This is a genomic window from Luteococcus sp. (assembly GCF_043424415.1).
Lineage (GTDB): Bacteria > Actinomycetota > Actinomycetes > Propionibacteriales > Propionibacteriaceae > Luteococcus.
Window position 1 is genome coordinate 1 of the sequence record NZ_JBHWOO010000106.1, and the last position, 17,521, is coordinate 17,521.

Below are 17,521 nucleotides of genomic sequence, written 5' to 3' on the forward strand. Positions count from 1 at the left end.
GGTGTCCTCGGGAGGCACCACCCCTCATCCCTGCCCGGCGATCGCGCGCTCAGGCTCGCGCAGGCTGGCGCACCATCCCCCGCGTGGGGAAGCCATGGTTGTCGGCCTGTTCGACCACCTCGAAGTCCCGGCGTCTGTAGAGCGCCACGTTGTCCTCCACATTGGTCTCCAGGTAGGCGGGCATGCCCAGTTCGTCACACTTGCCCAGACCGATGGACAGGAGCGCGGAGGCCACGCCCTGGTCCTGGTGGCTCGGGCGGACGGTCAGCACCACGAGATAGCGGTGATCGCCGGTGATCATGCGCTCGTGCATCCGGGTGATCTCCAGTTCCTGCGCCCACAAGTGCAGGGCGCTGCGCAGCCCGCAGGTGGCCAGCAGCCGCAGCAGGCCGGGGTCGAGCACCTCACTCAGGCCCATGTCCTAGGGCTTGCCGTTGCTCCACAGGGCGGCCCCGACCACTTGGCCGTCCCGCTCGACCAGGTCGATCCATCCCCCGCGACCCTGCTGGCGTGCGATCGCCGAGAAGACCAGCGGCAGGCTGCTCATGCGCTGCACCCGTCCGGCAGGTCGTCCATGAAGGCGTCTGCCGCCACTTCCGCGACGTGCTCGAGCTCGGTGGCCTGTGCCCGCGGCCTCGGGTCCACCAAGGGGCGCAACCGCGGGGAGATTCAGTCATGCATGGTGACGATGCTCACCATGCCGGCCGCGGCATGACGAGCCGACTCACCCGTCTGGCCCCAGAGCTCAGGAGCTTCTTGACCTCCGGGCATCGGCTTGCTGGCAACCAGCTGGGAAATCCCCCACGACCAGTTGGGTGAGTGAGTGCTCACTCACTACCTTTGGCCCGTGACACCCCGAGCACCAGCCCTCCCCCCGGACCAGCGACGGGCCGCCATCCTGCGCGCCGCCCGCCCCCTGCTGCTGGAACGGGGAGGCACCTTCACCACCCGGCAGGTCGCCGAAGCTGCCGGAATTGCCGAGGGCACCCTCTTTCGCATCTTCGACACCAAGCGCGAACTCATGCAGGCCGTGATCAGCGACGCCATGGACCCCACCGATGTCTGCGAGGACCTGGACGCCATCGACCGCTCGCTGCCCCTGGTGGACAGGGTGTCCCGGGTCCTGGAACGGATGCAGCGCGCCATCGACGACGTGAGCGCCGTCTTCACTGCGCTCTTCCAGATGCCCGATGCCGACGGGCTCACCAGCCCCGGGCATCACCACTCCCCGGATGCCAAGGCGCGCAGCGAGGCGCACTCGCGCCAGCTCCAGGAGGCCATCGCGCGCGTCCTGGCCGCCGATGCCAACGCCCTGGCCTGCGGTCTGGACGAGGCCGCGGCCCTGGTGGGCTCGATGGCCTTCGCCACCGCCCACCCGCACGTCACCCACCACCCGAGTTCCACCCCCCGAGAACTCGCCGAGCTGCTGCTGGGCGGCCTGGCCCCCGCACGATGCACGTCTGACAAGGAATCCCCGTGCTGATCAAAGTCATCAACACCTACATCAAGCCCTACCTGGGGCTGGTGGGCATCGTCCTGCTGCTGCAGCTGGTGGCGACGATCGCCTCGCTCTACCTGCCCAACCTGAATGCCCGAATCATCGACCAGGGCATCGCCAAGGGCGACACCGGCTACATCTGGAGCCACGGCAGCTGGATGCTGGGCGTCAGCCTGGTGCAGGTGCTGGCCCAGGTGGCGGCCGTCTGGTTCGGTGCCCGCGCTGCCATGGGCTTCGGGCGTGACGTGCGCGATGCCGTCTTCCACCGGGTCCTGGCCTTCAGCTCCCAGGAGCTCAGCCACTTCGGCGCCCCCTCCCTGCTCACCCGCACCACCAATGACGTGCAGCAGGTGCAGCAGCTGGTGCTGATGACCTGTGTGATGATGATCAGCGCCCCGATCACCATGGTTGGCGGCGTCTTCATGGCCGTGCGCGAGGACGCCGGCATGAGCTGGCTGATCCTGGCGGCCGTCGTGGCCCTGGGCATCGGCATCGGCATCATCATCGCCCGGGTCACCCCGCTGTTCGCCCAGCAGCAGACCCGCATCGACACCCTGAACCGGGTGCTGCGCGAGCAGATCACCGGCATCCGCGTGGTGCGGGCCTTCGTCCGTGAGCCCCACGAGTCGCGTCGCTTCGACCAGGCCAATGCCAGCCTCACCCGCACCACCACCAGCGTCGGGCGCCACATGGCCAGCCTCTTCCCCTTCGTGACCCTGATCATGAACCTGGGTTCGATCGGCGTCATGTGGTTCGGCGGGCACCGCATCTCCGACGGGCACATCCAGGTGGGCCAGCTGACCGCCTTCCTCACCTACCTGATGCAGATCCTGATGAGCGTGATGATGGCCACGATGATGGTCTTCTTCGTGCCCCGCGCCGCTGTCTGCGCCCGGCGCATCATGGAGGTGCTCACCACCGACAGCACTGTCCTGCCGCCGGCCGAGGGCGTCACCGAGCTGGCCGGCCGCGGCACCCTGGAGATGCGCGACGTCGAGTTCACCTACCCGGGCGCCGAGTCCCCGGTGCTGGGCGGGATCAACTTCACCCTGGAGCCGGGCCGCACCACCGCCATCATCGGCTCCACCGGTTCGGGCAAGTCCACCCTGGTGAACCTGGTGCCGCGCCTGTTCGACGCCACCGGCGGCCAGGTGCTGGTCGACGGCGTCGACGTGCGCGAGCTCGACCCCGACACGCTGTGGGCCCGGATCGGCCTGGTGCCGCAGAAGCCCTACCTGTTCACCGGCACCGTCGCCTCGAACCTTCGCTATGGCAAGCCCGATGCCACCGACGAGGAGCTGTGGGAGGCGCTGCGCACCGCCCAGGCCGAGGACTTCGTCCGGGCCATGGACGGCCAGCTCGACGCCCCGATCAGCCAGGGCGGCACCAATGTCTCGGGTGGGCAGCGACAGCGACTGTCCATCGCCCGAGCGCTGGTCAAGAAGCCCGGCATCTACGTCTTCGACGACTCCTTCAGCGCCCTCGACGTCGCCACCGACGCCCGTCTGCGCGCCGCCCTGGCCCGCGAGGTGGCAGACGCCTCGGTGCTCGTGGTCGCCCAGCGGGTCTCCACCATCCGCGGCGCCGACCAGATCCTGGTGCTGGAGGACGGCCACATCGTGGGCCGCGGCACCCATGACGAGCTCCTGGCGAACTGCCCCACCTATGTCGAGATCGTCGACTCCCAGCTGAGCGCCGAGGAGGCAGCATGAGCAGCAACGAACCCGTCACCCCGCGCCACGCCATGCCCGACGTGCCCCGTCACGCTGAATTCGACGCGCCCCGCCACGCCATGTCCGAGCCCGAGGGCCCGCTGCCCCAGGCGGTCGAGGGTGCCGTCACCCTCAATGCCGACCAGGCCGCCGCGGCCGCCGTGGACGAACAGAGCGCCCCGGCGCGGCCCAAGCACGGCCCCGGCCGCGCCCACGGCCACGGCCCGATGGCCATGGGTGGAACGGTCGAGAAGCCGGTGAACTTCGGCGTCTCGCTGCGTCGGCTGCTCGGCCACCTGCGCCCCGAGCGTCGCCTGATCGGTTCGGTGGTGGTGATGGCCGCCGTCGGCGTGGCCGCCAATGTGGCGGGACCCAAGATCCTGGGCCGTGCCACCGACGTCATCTTCGCCGGTGTGCTGGGCCAGCAATTGGGCCAGCGGGTCCCGGCCGGCACCCCGACCGAGGCGGTCATCGCCCAGATGCGCGCCGCCGGGCAGGGCGACATGGCCGACATGGTGCAGACGATGGGCGTCGTGATCGGCCAGGGCATCGACTACGACCACCTGGGCCGTGTGCTGCTGCTGGCCCTGGGCCTGTTCGTCGGCAGCTCCCTGCTCGGCCTCGCCCAGGGCTGGCTGCTCAACGGCGTCGTGCAGCGCTCGATCTACCGGATGCGCCAGGAGGTCAGCGCCAAGCTCGACCGACTGCCGCTGAGCTATTTCGACAAGCAGCCGCGCGGTGAGCTGCTCAGCCGCGTCACCAATGACATCGACAATGTCTCCCAGACGCTGCAGCAGACCCTCTCGCAGCTGCTCAATGCCCTGCTGACGCTGGCGGGCGTACTGGTGATGATGTTCTGGGTGAGCTGGCAGCTGGCCCTGGTGACGCTGTTGATCATCCCCATCTCGGGGGTGCTCGCCGGCTTCATCGGCAAGCGCTCGCAGAAGCTCTTCGCCCAGATGTGGAAGTCCACCGGCGAGCTGAACGGGCACATCGAGGAGGCCTACTCGGGCCATGCGCTGGTCAAGACCTTCGGCCGCCAGCGCGAGGTGGAGGAGGTCTTCGCCGAGCACAACGATGGGCTCTACCGAAGCGCCTTCGGCGCCCAGTTCATCAGCGGCATCATCATGCCGGTCATGTTCTTCGTCGGGAACCTGAACTATGTGGCCATCGCCGTCCTGGGCGGGCTCAAGGTGGCCAGCGGCTCGATGCGCCTGGGCGACGTGACCGCCTTCATCCAGTACTCCCGCATGTTCACCCAGCCGGTCACCCAGGTGGCCAGCATGTCGAACCTGCTGCAGTCGGGCGTCGCCTCGGCCGAGCGCGTCTTCCAGGTGCTGGATGCGCCGGAGCAGTCCGCCGAGGCGGCCGGTTCGCTGCCCACGCCGCTGGCCGGTCGGGTGGTCTTCGACGACGTGAGTTTCCGCTACCTGCCGGAACGTCCCCTGATCGACGGGTTGGACCTGGTGGCCGAGCCGGGTCAGACGGTTGCGATCGTCGGGCCGACCGGTGCCGGCAAGACGACGCTGGTCAACCTGCTGATGCGCTTCTACGAACTGCAGGGCGGCAGGATCACCATCGACGGCGTCGACATCGCCACCGTCCCCCGTGGCGAGCTGCGCGGCCAGATGGGCATGGTGCTGCAGGACACCTGGCTCTTCGGCGGCACCATCCGGGAGAACATCGCCTATGGCCGTCCGGGCGCCACCGAGCAGGAGGTCGTCGAGGCCGCGAAGGCCGCCTATGTCGACCGCTTCGTCCACTCGCTGCCCGACGGCTATGACACCGTCATCGACGAGGAGGGCTCGAACGTGTCGGTGGGCGAGAAACAGCTGATCACGATCGCCCGCGCCTTCCTCTCGGAGCCGTCGATCCTGATTCTCGACGAGGCCACCAGCTCGGTGGACACCCGTACCGAGGTGCTGGTGCAGCAGGCAATGAACAACCTGCGCACCGACCGGACCAGCTTCGTGATCGCGCACAGGCTGAGCACGATCCGCGACGCCGACCTGATCCTGGTGATGGAGGACGGCGCGATCGTCGAACAGGGCACCCACCGCGAGCTGCTGGAGGCCAAGGGGCACTACCACGACCTCTACCAGGCCCAGTTCGCGGCGCCGGTGGAGGCCTGAGGCACACGCAGGGGGCGTCGGGCACACGTTGCAGTGTGTGCCCGACGTCCCTCGTACGTGCTCGAGTGGCCTCCAGTGTGCTCGAGGCACCTCGATGGTGCTCGACCCCAGGGGCTCGACGGCCTCAGTGGCGGTAGCAGATGGTCGACGAAGGCGCCTTCTTCCCGCTGAAGGCCTGGTAGGCGCGCTTGAAGTCGGCGCAGCGCTCGGCGTCCTCGCGGGCACTGGCGGCGTAGCCGACATTGCGGCTGATGCGGCCCATGTCGAAGCGATCGGCGGCCTTGTTGCTGGTGGGACGGGCCTTGGTCCAGTACCAGGTGGCGATGGCCGCGGAGTGACGCGGAGTGGCTGCCGCGGCGGGATTGCTGCGCAGGTTCACACCGATGGCCCTGCCGGCGGCGCCGTAGTTCCAGGCGCCGGTGAGCTGCATGTAGCCGCGGCCCTTGTAGCGGGCACGGGAACCGCGCTCGCTGGCCGACGGGTCCACCCGGCTCTCGTTGACCAGGGTCGCCAGGAAGGCGGCCTTGCGCTGCGGCGTGGTGATGCCGGCCTTGCGCATCTGGCGGTTCAGTTCCGGCAGGTTCTTGGCGACGCGCGGGTTCGAGTCGACGCGGGCGCCGAAGACCTGGCGCAGCTGTGCCTCAGTGACGTCGCCCGCGGCCTGGGCCGGAGTGGCGAGACCGCCGGCGAGCAGCAGTCCGCCGACGGTCGGAAGGGCAAGGAGGGGGTGGATCGGGGTCACGCGGGATCCTTCTGGGATGGGGGTGGAGATCCCACGCTCTCATGAGGAAAAGCTGAGAACAAATTCATCATTTACTCAGCCAGCTGGCCCACCGGGGACGCGAACCAACCGTCGGGCACGCACCCCTTGGCACAATGGGCCTCGTGACGATCCACGCCAGCCATCCCTTCGCAGACGACCAACGCGACCAGGCACGTGCCCTGCGCGGACGCCTCGGAGGCCGGGTCTGCCTGCTCACGGCCGGCGAGGGACGTGCCCGTGCGGGCTGGACGGTCAGTTCACTACTGCTGGTGGATGGACCCCAGTGGCAGGTGGTGGCGATGGTGGACCCGGACAGCGACCTGGCCGAGCGGATCGGCCAGACCGGGCGCGCGGTCCTGCACCTGTTGGAGGGGCCGCACCGTTACCTCGCCGATGTCTTCGCAGGCCTGGCCCCGGCGCCCGGCGGCGCCTTCCGTGGCAAGGGGTGGACCCAGACCAACCACGGCCCCCGCCTCGACGAGGTGGGCAACTGGGCCGCGCTGGAGCTCGAGCACAGCACCGAGCTGGGCTGGAGCCAGGCCCTGGTACTGCGCGTCGTGGAGGCCGTCACCGATGCCGATCCCCAGCCGCTGCACCACGTGCGCGGCCACTACCGGACCCTGGAGGACTGAGGAACCTCAGCTGGCCTCCAGCTCGGCGCCCACCACAGTCCGCTGGTGCTCGTCGAGGGCCTTGACGAAGCGCCGTAGCACCTCGTCGCCCGACCCCTCCGACTGCATCAGGGCCCCCACCATCTGCTCCAGCACCAGGTCGGCGCGGGAGTCGACGGACCGGTAGAGCCAGGCCCGGCCGCCGCGTTCACGGGAGACGATCCCCTTCTTGGCGAGCCGGTCGAGCACCGTCATCACCGTGGTGTAGGCCAGCGGGCGGTCCTGCAGGAGTGCCTCGTGAACATCCCTGACCGACAGCACTTCCTCCTGCTGCCAGAGGATCTCCATGATCTGGAGTTCAAGTTCACCAAGGATTGCCATGCCTGCATGGTATCCGGCCCCCACGCCAGGGAGCTCGTGCCAGGGCCCTTCTGGACATCAGACCCAATGCGCCTTGGCGCACACGCGGCAGTGGGTGACCCGATCCTGTCCAGCGGGTGACCCGACGGGTGACATCAACCCCAGCGCCGGGCTAGCCTGTTCGGAAGCATCGGGGCTCCCACGGGTCGGAACCGAGCTCAGACACGACGGCCGGGGACGAACATGGACACAGGCGGGAACGGGGAGGCACGCGACGACGCGCGACCGTTCGTGACCCCGCCGCGCCTGCTCGACGCGCTCGACCGCGTCCTGCGCACCCGGGTCGCCGTCGTCTCCGGGCCCGCCGGCCACGGCAAGAAACGCCTGGTCCATGCTTGGCTGGAGGCACACCCCGAGCTCGAGTCCCGCTGGATCGCCGCCCCACAAGAGCTCGACGAGGTCGAGCCCGCCCGGAACCCATCCGAGCTGCGCGTGCTGGTGGTGGCGCGCCCCAAGCTGCTGGCCGACTCCACCTTCGTCTCCCGCGCCCTGGAACTCGCCGAACGTGACCCCTCGATCCGGCTGGTCTTCGCCGGGCGCTCCCGCCCCGACGCCCCGCTCGGGTCGCTGGCCGCCCGGGGCCTGCTGGTCAACATCGAGACCGACCAGCTGGCACTGACCCGCGACGAGGTGGCGCAGCTGCTGACCCCCGACAATCCCGACCTGCCCGAGTTCGCGCTCGACACCATCATGGAGAGCTCTGGTGGCTGGCCGGCTGTGGTGCAGATGCTCACCGGCGAAACCCTCACCTGGGCCCACAGCTCCTCGGCGGTGCGCCTTGCCGACAGCTACCTCGTCGACGAGGTGCTGTCCGGGCTGGATGAACAGGACATCGCCCTGCTGCAGGAGCTCTCCCCCCTGCCCACCCTCGATCCCCTGGCTGCCGCCTGGATGACCGGCCGCGGCGACGCGGCGGCCCAGTTGAGCCGGCTCCAGGCCCACGGGGTGCCGATCACCTGGGACGATGCGAACACCATCCGACTGAACCCCTTGCTGCGCGCCCACCTGGGCCGCCAGCTGGCCCGGGAGCGCCCCGAGGAGCATGCCCACCTGATCGAACGCGCCAGCCTGTGGTTGCGCAACCGCCAGCGCCCGATGGAGGCGATGGGCCTGGCCATGCAGGCCGGATTGCTTGACCTGGCCTGGATGATCGCCGGCGAGTTCATCACCATCAACATGGACCGCCCCAACCTGGTGCACTCCATGCCCGAGCTGGTGGAGCTGCTGCCGCCGGGCTGGGAGATCGACATCGTGCGCTCGATCTCGCGTGGCATGGCCACCCCGCAGACGATGGTGGCGCAGATGAGCGCGATCGACCCCCAGCTACTGGTGGAGCGCAATGACACCGGACGCCTGGGTTACGTGGCCCTGGCCCTGGGCATGGTGCGCAAGGTCGGCTATCCCTGCGAGGTGGATGTCTCACTCGCGCTGGAGATCGCCGGCTCGCTGGACGCCCGGGGAATCCACGAACTCGACCACGCACTGCTCGCGGCGGTGCACACCGAGTACGGCCTCTACCTTCTGCACCACGGCCGCCTCGCCGAGGCCAATGAGCAGCTGCTGGCCGGCCTCGGACTGGCGCGGGTGGTGAACGTGCCGTGGGCGACGGTCTGCTGTCTGTCAGCCCTGAGCTACCTCAATGCCGAGCAGGGCGCGGTGGACTCCTCGCACCGGCTGGCCGACGAGGCCATCCTGACCGGCTCCGACACCGTCTTCAGCACCGACTCACTCGACGAGTTCGCCATCCTGGGGCTGGCGCTGACCGCAGTGGACACCGGCGACCTGGCCTCGGCCCGTCGCTGGCTGGACACCCTGGACCAGCATGCCGAACTGCTGCGGGAGAACGACGCCTTCCGCACCCACGTGCGCTGCGCCGTGGCGGTGATGCAGGGTGACCCCGCCCAGGCCTTGCGCCTGGTGGAGGCCTTCCGCGACGAGGCGGCCACCCAGGCCACCGAGATGCATGCGATGCTGGTGGGCGTCTCGGCCGTCGACGCCGCGATCACCTTGGGCGACGTGGCCCTGGCCGAGCACGAGTACCAGCAGCTGATGCACCTCGACCTGCCCGAGATGGGCAGCCGACTGGTGGTGCTGCAGGCACGAATCTTCCTGGCCCGGGGTGACGCACGCGCGGCCCACGAGATGCTGCGGCCGCTGGCCGAGGGCCAGGTGCAGCTGGAGCACCCCAAGGACACCCTCTACTCGTTGATGATCTTCGGGGTGGCGGCCGACGAGCTGCACCGCCCCGACGAGGCGCTGCGCGCCTTCCAGCGCGCCGGTGTCCTGGCCGAACGGCTGGGACTGGACACGCCCCAGGCGCGGCACACGACGGTGGCCGTCGCCAGCCGGCAGGAGGTGCCGCTGACCACTGCGGAGCGCCACGTCCTGGAGCACCTGGATGCCAGCAAGACGCTGGGGGAGACGGCCGAGGAATTGTTCATCTCGTTGAACACCCTCAAGACGCACCTTCGTCGGGTCTACAAGAAGCTCGGGGTGGCCAACCGCGAGGAGGCCATCGACCGGGCGCGCGTGATGGGCCTGCGGCCGCGCACGGACTGAACCGGCTCCCCTCGAACCGGACCGGCCCTGCCACGGCGCGCACCGCGCCTAGTCTGGGTCCATGCTCGTTGCCTTCAGTGTCGCCCCGTCCGGAACCGGCCCCAGGGGCCGGGAGAATCCCGATGCCTCCGTGCACGATGCCGTCGCCGCGGCGGTGCGGATCGTGCGCGAGTCGGGCCTGCCCAACCGCACCGACTCGATGTTCACCACGATCGAGGGCAGTTGGGAGGACTGCATGGAGGTGGTGCGCCGCGCCACCGAGGCTGTCGGCGAGTACGGCAGCCGGGTCGCGCTGGTGCTCAAGGCCGACATCCGTCCCGGCCATACCGGCGAGCTGACCGGCAAGCTGGAGCGACTGGAGGCAGCACTGGAGCAGTCCCCGGATGAGTGAGGCCATCATCCGCCCCGCCACGGTGGCGGATGCGCCCTACATGACCCAGTGCCACATCGAGTGCCTGGCCGAGACCTATGCCCACATCATGCCGCCGGCCTTCGCCCAGCAGCGCCGCGACCGCTTCCGGGCAGAGGTGGACGAGCTGGTGGTCCAGCTCGTCGAGGCCGAGCAGGCCGAGGCCGCCGATAGGAAACCCGTGCGGCGCCACTGGTTGGCCGAGCTCGACGGCGAGGTGGTGGGCGTGGCCGCCTCCGGCCCGGGCGTCGCTCCGTGGGAGCTGGAGTACTTCAGCAATCCCGAGCCCCCGGTGGGCTTCAACCTGGACCACCTCTACACACGCGCCCGCACCCACGGCTCCGGCCTGGGGCCACGGATGCTCGCCACGGCGCTGGCCCGGCCCGGCAGCGACGAGCCGCTGGCCGCCTGGCTGTGGATCATGCGCGAGAACCCCCGCGCGGAGGCCTTCTACCGTCGCCACGGCTTCGTCGACGACGACCTGGACGGACGCCTGCCAGGCGCCCTGGAGGTGGATTGCGGACCCACCTGGTTCCACCGGCCCATGTTCAGGATGTGGCGCCCCGGGGCCGACACCTGATCCCACGTTGGCTTGCGGCGATGCCCTGCCTTGGCGGCTTGGGGCAACCCTGGCCATTTTTCCGGCCCCCGGCGTGGTTACTATCGGCTGTAGTGGGCGCGACCGGATGCGTCCCGCGTGGAGGGATTGAGCATGGAGCAGCCAGGATCCGACCCCCGAGGCGAGGCCACCGCGGCCCAGCCTGCAGCCAGCAGCCCCGTCGTCACGGCCAAGACCCGCGGTGACATCACCGAGCTGCCCGATCTGGCCACCGGCACCAGCCGCGTCGGGCCGGTGCGCAGCCGGATGCCGATCTACGTCGACCTGCTACCGCCCTGCAATGCCGGCTGCCCCGCCGGGGAGAACATCCAGGAATGGCTGCGTCTGATCAAGCACGGCAAGGCCGAGGCCGCCTGGCGCCAGCTGACCCGTGACAACCCCTTCCCCGCCATCCACGGCCGCGTCTGCTACCACCCCTGTGAGGTGGCCTGCAATCGCGTGGAGCTGGACGGTGCGGTGAGCATCCACTCGGTGGAGCGCTTCCTGGGCGACGAGGGCATCAAGCACGGCTGGCAGTTCGAGAAGCCGCGCCACTCCACCGGGCACAAGGTGCTGGTCATCGGCGCCGGACCCTCGGGCCTGTCCGCCGCCTACCACCTGACCCGTCTGGGCCACCAGGTGGAGATCCGCGACTCCGGCGACAAGCCCGGCGGCATGATGCGCTGGGGCATCCCGGAGTACCGCCTGCCCCGCGACGTCCTCGACGCCGAGGTGGCGCGACTGGTGGAGATGGGCGTCACGATCACCCTCAACCACACCGTCACCGACCTCTTGGCCGAGCAGACCCAGGGCGGCTTCGATGCCGTCTTCGTGGCCGTCGGCGCCCACCTGTCCAAGCGTGTCGACATCCCCAACCAGGACGCCAGCCGCATGGTGGATGCGGTCAGCTTCCTGCGCGACGTCGCCAGCGGCGAGCGTCCCGTGCTGGGCCGCAAGGTGGCCGTCTACGGCGCCGGCAACACCGCCATGGACGCCGCCCGCGTCGCCCGTCGACTGGGCGCGGAGGAGTCGGTGATCGTCTACCGCCGCACCAAGGACCAGATGCCGGCCCACGAGCTGGAGGCCGTCGAGGCCGAGCGCGAGGGCGTCAAGATGAACTGGCTGCGCACCATCAGCTCGATGGACGAGGCCGACCTGACCGTCGAGATCATGGAGCTGGACGAGAACGGCAAGGCCCGCGGCACTGGCCAGTTCGAGAAGCTCGAGGCCGACACCGTCATCCTCGCCATCGGCCAGGAGGCCGACACCGGCTTCCTGCACGGCATCCCCGGCATGAGCTTCAACGGCGACGTCGTCAACGTCGACCCCACGACCCTGATGACCGACGTCCCCGGCATCTTCGCCGGCGGCGACGCGGTGCCCAGCGACCGCACCGTCACCATCGGCGTCGGGCACGGCAAGAAGGCCGCGGCCCAGATCGACGGCTGGCTCAACCGGGCCACGCCGAGGCAGCGGGTCAAGCACCCGGTGGTCACCTTCGATGACCTGCACCTGTGGTACTTCGGCGACGACCACACCCAGCGCGAGCAGCCCGAGCTGGCCGTCGAGCAGCGTTTCGACTTCGACGAGGTGGTGGGCGGCCTCGACGCCGACCAGGCCCTGTTCGAGGCGCAGCGGTGCCTGAGCTGCGGCAACTGCTTCGAGTGCGACGGCTGCCTGGGTGCCTGCCCCGAGGATGCGGTGATCAAGCTCGGCGAGGGCCATCGCTACCGCTTCGACTACGAGAAGTGCACCGGCTGCGCCAGCTGCTACGACCAGTGCCCCGTGCACGCCATCGAGATGATCCCGGAGGGGAACTGATGTCCACCACCACCCGAAACCAGCAGCCCTTCCCGCAGGAGCCGGTGCGCGACCAGCACGCCTACATCGCCAGCCCCGCCATGCTCTCGGCCACCTCCCGCGTGGAGGACGGCGCCACCCTGGCCCCGCCGATCCCCGAGAGCACCCACGGCATCCTCGCCGAGGTCGGCGGCCACGAGCCGCCGCCGATCGAGCCCGGTGAGCGCCTGATCGTCGACGGCAACGAGGCGGCGGCCGACGTCGCCTACCGGCTCAACGAGCTGTGCAGCATCTACCCGATCACCCCCCGCTCGACGATGGCCGAGCTGGCCGACGAGTGGGCCAGCCACGGCCGCGAGAACATCTTCGGCCAGGTGCCCACCGTCATCGAGATGCAGTCCGAGGCGGGAGCCGCCGGTGCCATGCACGGCGCCCTGCAGGGCGGTGCCATGTGCACCACCTTCACCGCCAGCCAGGGCCTGCTGCTGATGATCCCCAACATGTACAAGATCGCCGGCGAGCTGACCAGCACCGTCTTCCACGTCGCCGCGCGATCCCTGGCCACCCAGGGCCTGAGCATCTTCGGCGACCACCAGGACGTGATGGCGGTGCGCCAGACCGGCTGTGCCCTGCTCAGCTCGGCCTCGGTGCAGGAGGCGCACGACATGGCGCTGATCAGCCAGGTCTCGACGATGCACACCCGCATCCCCTTCGTGCACTTCTTCGACGGCTTCCGCACCAGCCACGAGCTCAACACGCTGGAGCGGCTGAGCAATGACGTGCTGCGCTCGATGGTCTCGGAGAAGCTGGTGCAGGAGCATCGGGCCCGCGCCCTGAGCCCGGCCCATCCCTTCATCCGCGGCACCGCCCAGAACCCGGACACCCACTTCCAGAGCCGCGAGACCGCCAATCCCTTCTACAGCTGGGCGCCGGCGGTCGTGCAGAAGGTGATGGACACCTTCGCCGAGAAGACCGGCCGCCAGTACCACCTGGTGGAGTACCACGGCGCCCCCGATGCCGAGCGCGTCGTGGTGGTGATGGGATCGGGCGCCCAGACCGTCGAGCAGACCATCGACCACCTGGTCGCGCAGGGCGAGAAGGTCGGCATGGTGCAGATGCGCCTGTACCGCCCCTTCCCCACCCAGGCAGTGCTGGAGGCCATCCCCTCCACGGCCCGCCGGATCGCGGTGCTCGACCGCACCAAGGAGCCCGGCGCCGGCGGCGAGCCGCTCTTCCTCGACATCGTCTCCGCCCTCGGTGAGGCCGTCGCCGACGGTCGCCGCGCCGGGATGCCGACCGTCATCGGCGGCCGCTACGGCATCTCCAGCAAGGAGTTCACCCCCGGCATGGTGGCCGGCATCTTCGACGAGCTCGCGGCGGAGCGTCCCCGCCCCCGCTTCACCGTCGGCATCACCGACGATGTGATGCACCTGAGCCTGGACTACGACGCCGACCTCGACATCGAGGACTCCAAGACCCTGCGCGCGGTCTTCTACGGCATGGGCTCCGACGGCACTGTCGGCGCCAACAAGAACACCATCAAGATCCTCGGCTCCGACCCCGAGACCTACGCGCAGGGCTACTTCGTCTACGACTCGAAGAAGTCCGGCTCGCGCACGGTCAGCCACCTGCGCTTCGGGCCCAATCCGATCAAGGCGCCCTACCTGGTGAGCAAGGCGGGCTTCATCGGTTGCCACCACTGGTCGATCCTGGAGCGTGTCGACGTGCTCGAGTACGCCCGGCCCGGCACCACCCTGCTGATCAACTCACCCCATCCCGCCGAGGAGGTCTGGGACCACCTGCCGGCCCCGATGCAGCAACGCATCATCGACCTGGACATCGACGTCCACGTCATCGACGCCAATCAGGTGGCCAGGGCCGTCGGGCTGGGCGGGCGCACCAACACGGTGCTGCAGACCTGCTTCTTCGCCATCTCGGGTGTGCTTCCCCGGGAGAAGGCGATCGAGAAGATCAAGAAGGCCATCACCAAGACCTACTCGAAGAAGTCGATGGAGATCGTCGCCAAGAACCACAAGGCGGTCGATGCCTCGGTCGAGCACCTGGTGCACCTCGAGATCCCCCAGCAGGTCTCCAGCCAGCACGGCCTGCTGCACCCCGTCCCACACGACGCGCCCCGCTTCGTGCAGAAGGTCACTGCGCCGATGCTGGCAGGCAAGGGTGACGACCTGCCCGTCTCCGCCCTGCCCGTCGACGGTTCCTACCCGTCGGGCACCACCCGCTACGAGAAGCGCAATGTCTCCGACCTGATCGCGGTCTGGGACCCGGAGGCCTGCATCCAGTGCGGCAACTGCTCCTTCGTCTGCCCGCACGCCGTCCTGCGCGCCAAGTACTACGACCCCAGCAAGCTGGAGGGCGCCCCGGACGGCTTCGAGTCGGTGGCGCTGGACGCTGCGGGCCTGCCGCAGACCGGCTACACCCTGCAGGTCTATGCCGAGGACTGCACGGGCTGCGGACTGTGCGTGGAGGCCTGCCCGGTCACCCCGATCGGCCAGCCCACCCGCAAGGCGATCAACCTGGAGACGGTGCTGGACCGCACCAAGGAGAAGGAGAACGTCGAGTTCTTCGAGACCATCCCGCTGAACAACCGTTCCCGCGTCGACTTCGGCACCGTGCGCGGCACCCAGTTCCTGGAGCCACTCTTCGAGTTCTCCGGGGCCTGCTCCGGTTGTGGTGAGACGCCCTACCTGAAGCTGCTCACCCAGCTCTTCGGTGACCGTGCCACCGTCGCGAATGCCACGGGCTGCTCGTCGATCTATGGCGGCAACCTGCCGACCACCCCGTGGGCGAAGAATGCCCAGGGCCGTGGCCCGGCCTGGTCCAACTCGCTCTTCGAGGACAATGCCGAGTTCGGCCTGGGCCTGCGCCTGGCGGCGGACTTCCAGACCAACCTGGCCCGCACCCGCCTGGAGCAGTTGCGTTCCGAGATCGGCGACGACGAGTTGGTCGACGGCCTGCTGGAGGCCCCGCAGGCGCGCGAGAACGAGCTGGCCCGCCAGGCTGAGCGCCTGCAGCGGCTCAACGAGAAGCTGGCCCACCTGGAGGGGCCGGTGGCCGACGATCTCCGCAGCGTCGCGGATCACCTGCTGCGCCGCTCTGTGTGGATCGTGGGCGGCGACGGCTGGGCCTATGACATCGGCTCCGGGGGTGTCGACCACGTGCTGGCCAGCGGCCGCAATGTGAACATCCTGGTGCTGGACACAGAGGTCTACTCCAACACCGGCGGCCAGTCGTCGAAGTCGACACCGATGGGTGCCGTGGCGAAGTTCGCCTCGGGCGGCAAGCTGACCCACAAGAAGGACATGGCCATGCAGGCGATCGCCTATGGCAATGTCTACGTCGCCCGGGTGGCGATGGGTGCCGATCCGCAGCAGACGCTGAAGGCCTTCCGTGAGGCGGAGGCCTATGACGGCCCCAGCCTGATCATCGCCTACAGCCACTGCATCGCCCACGGGCTCGACATGCGCAAGGGCCTGGACCAGCAGTACAAGGCGGTCAACTCCGGTCACTGGCCGCTGGTGCGCTACAACCCGGTGGTGCGCCAGGATGGGGGCAATCCCTTCCTGCTCGACTCGCCGCGGCCACGATTGACCTTGAAGGAGTACCACGCCGCCGAGCTGCGCTTCAAGATGCTGGCCAATGCCGACCCGGTCGAGGCCGAGCGACTGACCACGCTGGCGCAGGAGCAGGTGGAGCGGCGTTGGACCGAGTACGAGCGGATGGCCACCCGCCATGCCGAGGAGTTCGCCGACGACGCCCGGAAGGACCACTGAGATGCCCCAGAACCAGTCCCCGCAGATGAGTGAGGCGCTGCGGGCCGCCATGGCCTCGGCCGCCGCGAAATCGGCTGCCGGCTCCAATGCCACCGACCTGCTGCGCCCCGGCATCGTGCCGATCCAGGAACAGGGATCGGGCTCGGTCGTCGAGCCGGACCCCGCCGACCGGCACTCCGACGTCGACCTGACCACCCGCTACCTGGGACTGGAGCTCTCCAGCCCGGTGGTGGCCTCGGCCGGCCCTCTCTCGCAGAGTGTGGAGGGCATGCAGGAGCTGGCCGAGGCCGGGGTGGGTGCCGTGGTGATGTACTCGCTGTTCGAGGAGCAGCTGCGCCACGAGGCCGCCCGCCAGGAGGCCATCCAGGAGCTGCACGAGGAGAGCTTCTCGGAGGCGATGAGCTACTTCCCCACGCAGGCGTCCAACACCGGTGGCATCACCAGCCGCTACCTGGAGCTGCTGGAGAAGGGCGCGAACGCGCTGGACGTGCCGCTGATCGCCTCGGTGAACGGCGCCACGCACGGCGGCTGGACCGGGGTGGCGCGCCGGATGCAGGATGCGGGCGCTGCCGCGATCGAACTGAACATCTACCTGGTGCCCGGTGAGGTCTCGGTCTCGGGCAGCGAGATCGAGGACCGTCACCTGGAGATCCTGCAGGCGGTCAAGGACGTCGTCGACGTGCCGGTGGCGGTGAAGCTGTCACCCTATTTCAGCTCCTTCGGCCACACCGCGGTGCGCCTCAGCGAGGCGGGGGCGGACGGCCTGGTGCTGTTCAACCGCTTCCTGCAGCCCGAGGTGGACATCGAGAGCCTCGAGGTGGTGCCGGGGGTGGAGCTGTCCTCGCCGTCGGAGGCACGCCTGCCTCGCACCTGGATCGCCGCACTGCGCGGACGGGTGACCTCCTCGCTGGCCGCCACCACCGGTGTGGAGACCAGCGACGACGTGGTGAAGTACCTGCTGGCTGGCGCCGACGTGGTGATGACCACCTCGGCCCTGGTACGCCACGGCGCCGGCTACGCCCGGGAGCTGAACCGTGGCCTGGCGGCCTGGCTGGACCGCAAGCAGATGACGCTGGAGCAGGCCCGCGGCCTGCTGGCCGTTCCGACCGATGTCCCGGCCGACGCCTATGAGCGTGCAGGCTATGTGGCGGCGCTGGAGCGGGCCAAGGCGGTCTACGGCCGGTGAGGCTCCGGCGCCCCGCCCGGACGAGCACGTGACGAGGACATA

The 17,521-nt window shown here is 69.3% G+C and carries 14 protein-coding genes; 10 read left to right on the top strand and 4 right to left on the bottom strand.

From position 1 onward, the window contains the following. Positions 1 to 49: 49 nt before the first annotated feature. Complete coding sequence (locus ACHFFZ_RS06520; protein WP_394275844.1) at positions 50 to 418, bottom strand: GNAT family N-acetyltransferase; 369 nt, start codon at positions 416 to 418, stop codon at positions 50 to 52. Between the two features lie 3 nt (positions 419 to 421). After that, the gene (locus ACHFFZ_RS06525; RefSeq protein WP_394275845.1) at positions 422 to 547 is read right to left on the bottom strand and encodes a hypothetical protein; all 126 of its coding nucleotides are present in this window, start codon (positions 545 to 547) and stop codon (positions 422 to 424) included. A gap of 300 nt (positions 548 to 847) precedes the next feature. On the opposite strand from ACHFFZ_RS06525, the gene ACHFFZ_RS06530 reads away from it, so the two are divergent. From ACHFFZ_RS06530 to ACHFFZ_RS06540, 3 genes are read left to right on the top strand one after another with little or no spacing between them, the layout of a single operon-like run. Next, positions 848 to 1,483, top strand: a complete 636-nt coding sequence (locus ACHFFZ_RS06530; protein ID WP_394275846.1) for a TetR/AcrR family transcriptional regulator — start codon at positions 848 to 850, stop codon at positions 1,481 to 1,483. Further along, a complete protein-coding gene (locus ACHFFZ_RS06535; protein WP_394275847.1) occupies positions 1,477 to 3,210 on the top strand; it encodes an ABC transporter ATP-binding protein in 1,734 nt (577 codons plus the stop codon). Before ACHFFZ_RS06530 ends, ACHFFZ_RS06535 begins: the two co-directional genes overlap by 7 nt. After that, positions 3,207 to 5,342, top strand: a complete 2,136-nt coding sequence (locus ACHFFZ_RS06540) for an ABC transporter ATP-binding protein (protein ID WP_394275848.1) — start codon at positions 3,207 to 3,209, stop codon at positions 5,340 to 5,342. The genes ACHFFZ_RS06535 and ACHFFZ_RS06540 overlap by 4 nt, the downstream gene beginning before the upstream one ends. 124 nt (positions 5,343 to 5,466) lie before the next feature. Here the strand turns inward: ACHFFZ_RS06540 and ACHFFZ_RS06545 are convergent, their stop codons facing one another. Then, positions 5,467 to 6,084: a glycoside hydrolase family 19 protein gene (locus tag ACHFFZ_RS06545; protein WP_394275849.1), complete on the bottom strand. Its 618-nt coding sequence runs from the start codon at positions 6,082 to 6,084 to the stop codon at positions 5,467 to 5,469. 143 nt (positions 6,085 to 6,227) lie between these two features. Here ACHFFZ_RS06545 and ACHFFZ_RS06550 point away from each other — a divergent pair, with 143 nt between their 5' ends. Then, entirely contained in the window at positions 6,228 to 6,737 is a 510-nt protein-coding gene (locus ACHFFZ_RS06550) for a flavin reductase family protein (RefSeq protein WP_394275850.1), read from the top strand. A 6-nt stretch (positions 6,738 to 6,743) separates the two neighbouring features. Here the strand turns inward: ACHFFZ_RS06550 and ACHFFZ_RS06555 are convergent, their stop codons facing one another. Beyond that, entirely contained in the window at positions 6,744 to 7,097 is a 354-nt protein-coding gene (locus ACHFFZ_RS06555; protein ID WP_394275851.1) for a BlaI/MecI/CopY family transcriptional regulator, read from the bottom strand. 270 nt (positions 7,098 to 7,367) lie between these two features. On the opposite strand from ACHFFZ_RS06555, the gene ACHFFZ_RS06560 reads away from it, so the two are divergent. From ACHFFZ_RS06560 to ACHFFZ_RS06585, 6 genes are all read left to right on the top strand, one after another. Further along, positions 7,368 to 9,695 carry a LuxR C-terminal-related transcriptional regulator gene (locus tag ACHFFZ_RS06560; protein WP_394275852.1) on the top strand — a complete coding sequence of 776 codons (2,328 nt, stop codon included), beginning with the start codon at positions 7,368 to 7,370 and terminating at the stop codon, positions 9,693 to 9,695. Positions 9,696 to 9,756: 61 nt separating this feature from the next. Next, the gene (locus ACHFFZ_RS06565; RefSeq protein ID WP_394275853.1) at positions 9,757 to 10,086 is read left to right on the top strand and encodes an MTH1187 family thiamine-binding protein; all 330 of its coding nucleotides are present in this window, start codon (positions 9,757 to 9,759) and stop codon (positions 10,084 to 10,086) included. Continuing rightward, positions 10,079 to 10,684: a GNAT family N-acetyltransferase gene (locus tag ACHFFZ_RS06570; protein ID WP_394275854.1), complete on the top strand. Its 606-nt coding sequence runs from the start codon at positions 10,079 to 10,081 to the stop codon at positions 10,682 to 10,684. Before ACHFFZ_RS06565 ends, ACHFFZ_RS06570 begins: the two co-directional genes overlap by 8 nt. 132 nt (positions 10,685 to 10,816) lie before the next feature. After that, entirely contained in the window at positions 10,817 to 12,523 is a 1,707-nt protein-coding gene (locus ACHFFZ_RS06575; RefSeq protein ID WP_394275855.1) for an NAD(P)-binding protein, read from the top strand. Then, the gene (gene nifJ, locus ACHFFZ_RS06580) at positions 12,523 to 16,293 is read left to right on the top strand and encodes a pyruvate:ferredoxin (flavodoxin) oxidoreductase (RefSeq protein ID WP_394275856.1); all 3,771 of its coding nucleotides are present in this window, start codon (positions 12,523 to 12,525) and stop codon (positions 16,291 to 16,293) included. The genes ACHFFZ_RS06575 and nifJ overlap by 1 nt, the downstream gene beginning before the upstream one ends. Position 16,294: 1 nt before the next feature. Beyond that, a complete protein-coding gene (locus ACHFFZ_RS06585) occupies positions 16,295 to 17,479 on the top strand; it encodes a dihydroorotate dehydrogenase-like protein (protein ID WP_394275857.1) in 1,185 nt (394 codons plus the stop codon). The last annotated feature ends 42 nt before the right edge of the window (positions 17,480 to 17,521 follow it).

Bases quoted from the DNA above. Each gene is read 5' to 3' on its own strand.
- ACHFFZ_RS06575 (WP_394275855.1), top strand. From the start codon at position 10,817: ATGGAGCAGCCAGGATCCGACCCCCGAGGCGAGGCCACCGCGGCCCAG.
- ACHFFZ_RS06585 (WP_394275857.1), top strand. From the start codon at position 16,295: ATGCCCCAGAACCAGTCCCCGCAGATGAGTGAGGCGCTGCGGGCCGCC.
- ACHFFZ_RS06570 (WP_394275854.1), top strand. From the start codon at position 10,079: ATGAGTGAGGCCATCATCCGCCCCGCCACGGTGGCGGATGCGCCCTAC.
- ACHFFZ_RS06540 (WP_394275848.1), top strand. From the start codon at position 3,207: ATGAGCAGCAACGAACCCGTCACCCCGCGCCACGCCATGCCCGACGTG.
- ACHFFZ_RS06520 (WP_394275844.1), bottom strand. From the start codon at position 418: ATGGGCCTGAGTGAGGTGCTCGACCCCGGCCTGCTGCGGCTGCTGGCC.
- ACHFFZ_RS06525 (WP_394275845.1), bottom strand. From the start codon at position 547: ATGAGCAGCCTGCCGCTGGTCTTCTCGGCGATCGCACGCCAGCAGGGT.
- ACHFFZ_RS06555 (WP_394275851.1), bottom strand. From the start codon at position 7,097: ATGGCAATCCTTGGTGAACTTGAACTCCAGATCATGGAGATCCTCTGG.
- ACHFFZ_RS06565 (WP_394275853.1), top strand. From the start codon at position 9,757: ATGCTCGTTGCCTTCAGTGTCGCCCCGTCCGGAACCGGCCCCAGGGGC.
- nifJ (WP_394275856.1), top strand. From the start codon at position 12,523: ATGTCCACCACCACCCGAAACCAGCAGCCCTTCCCGCAGGAGCCGGTG.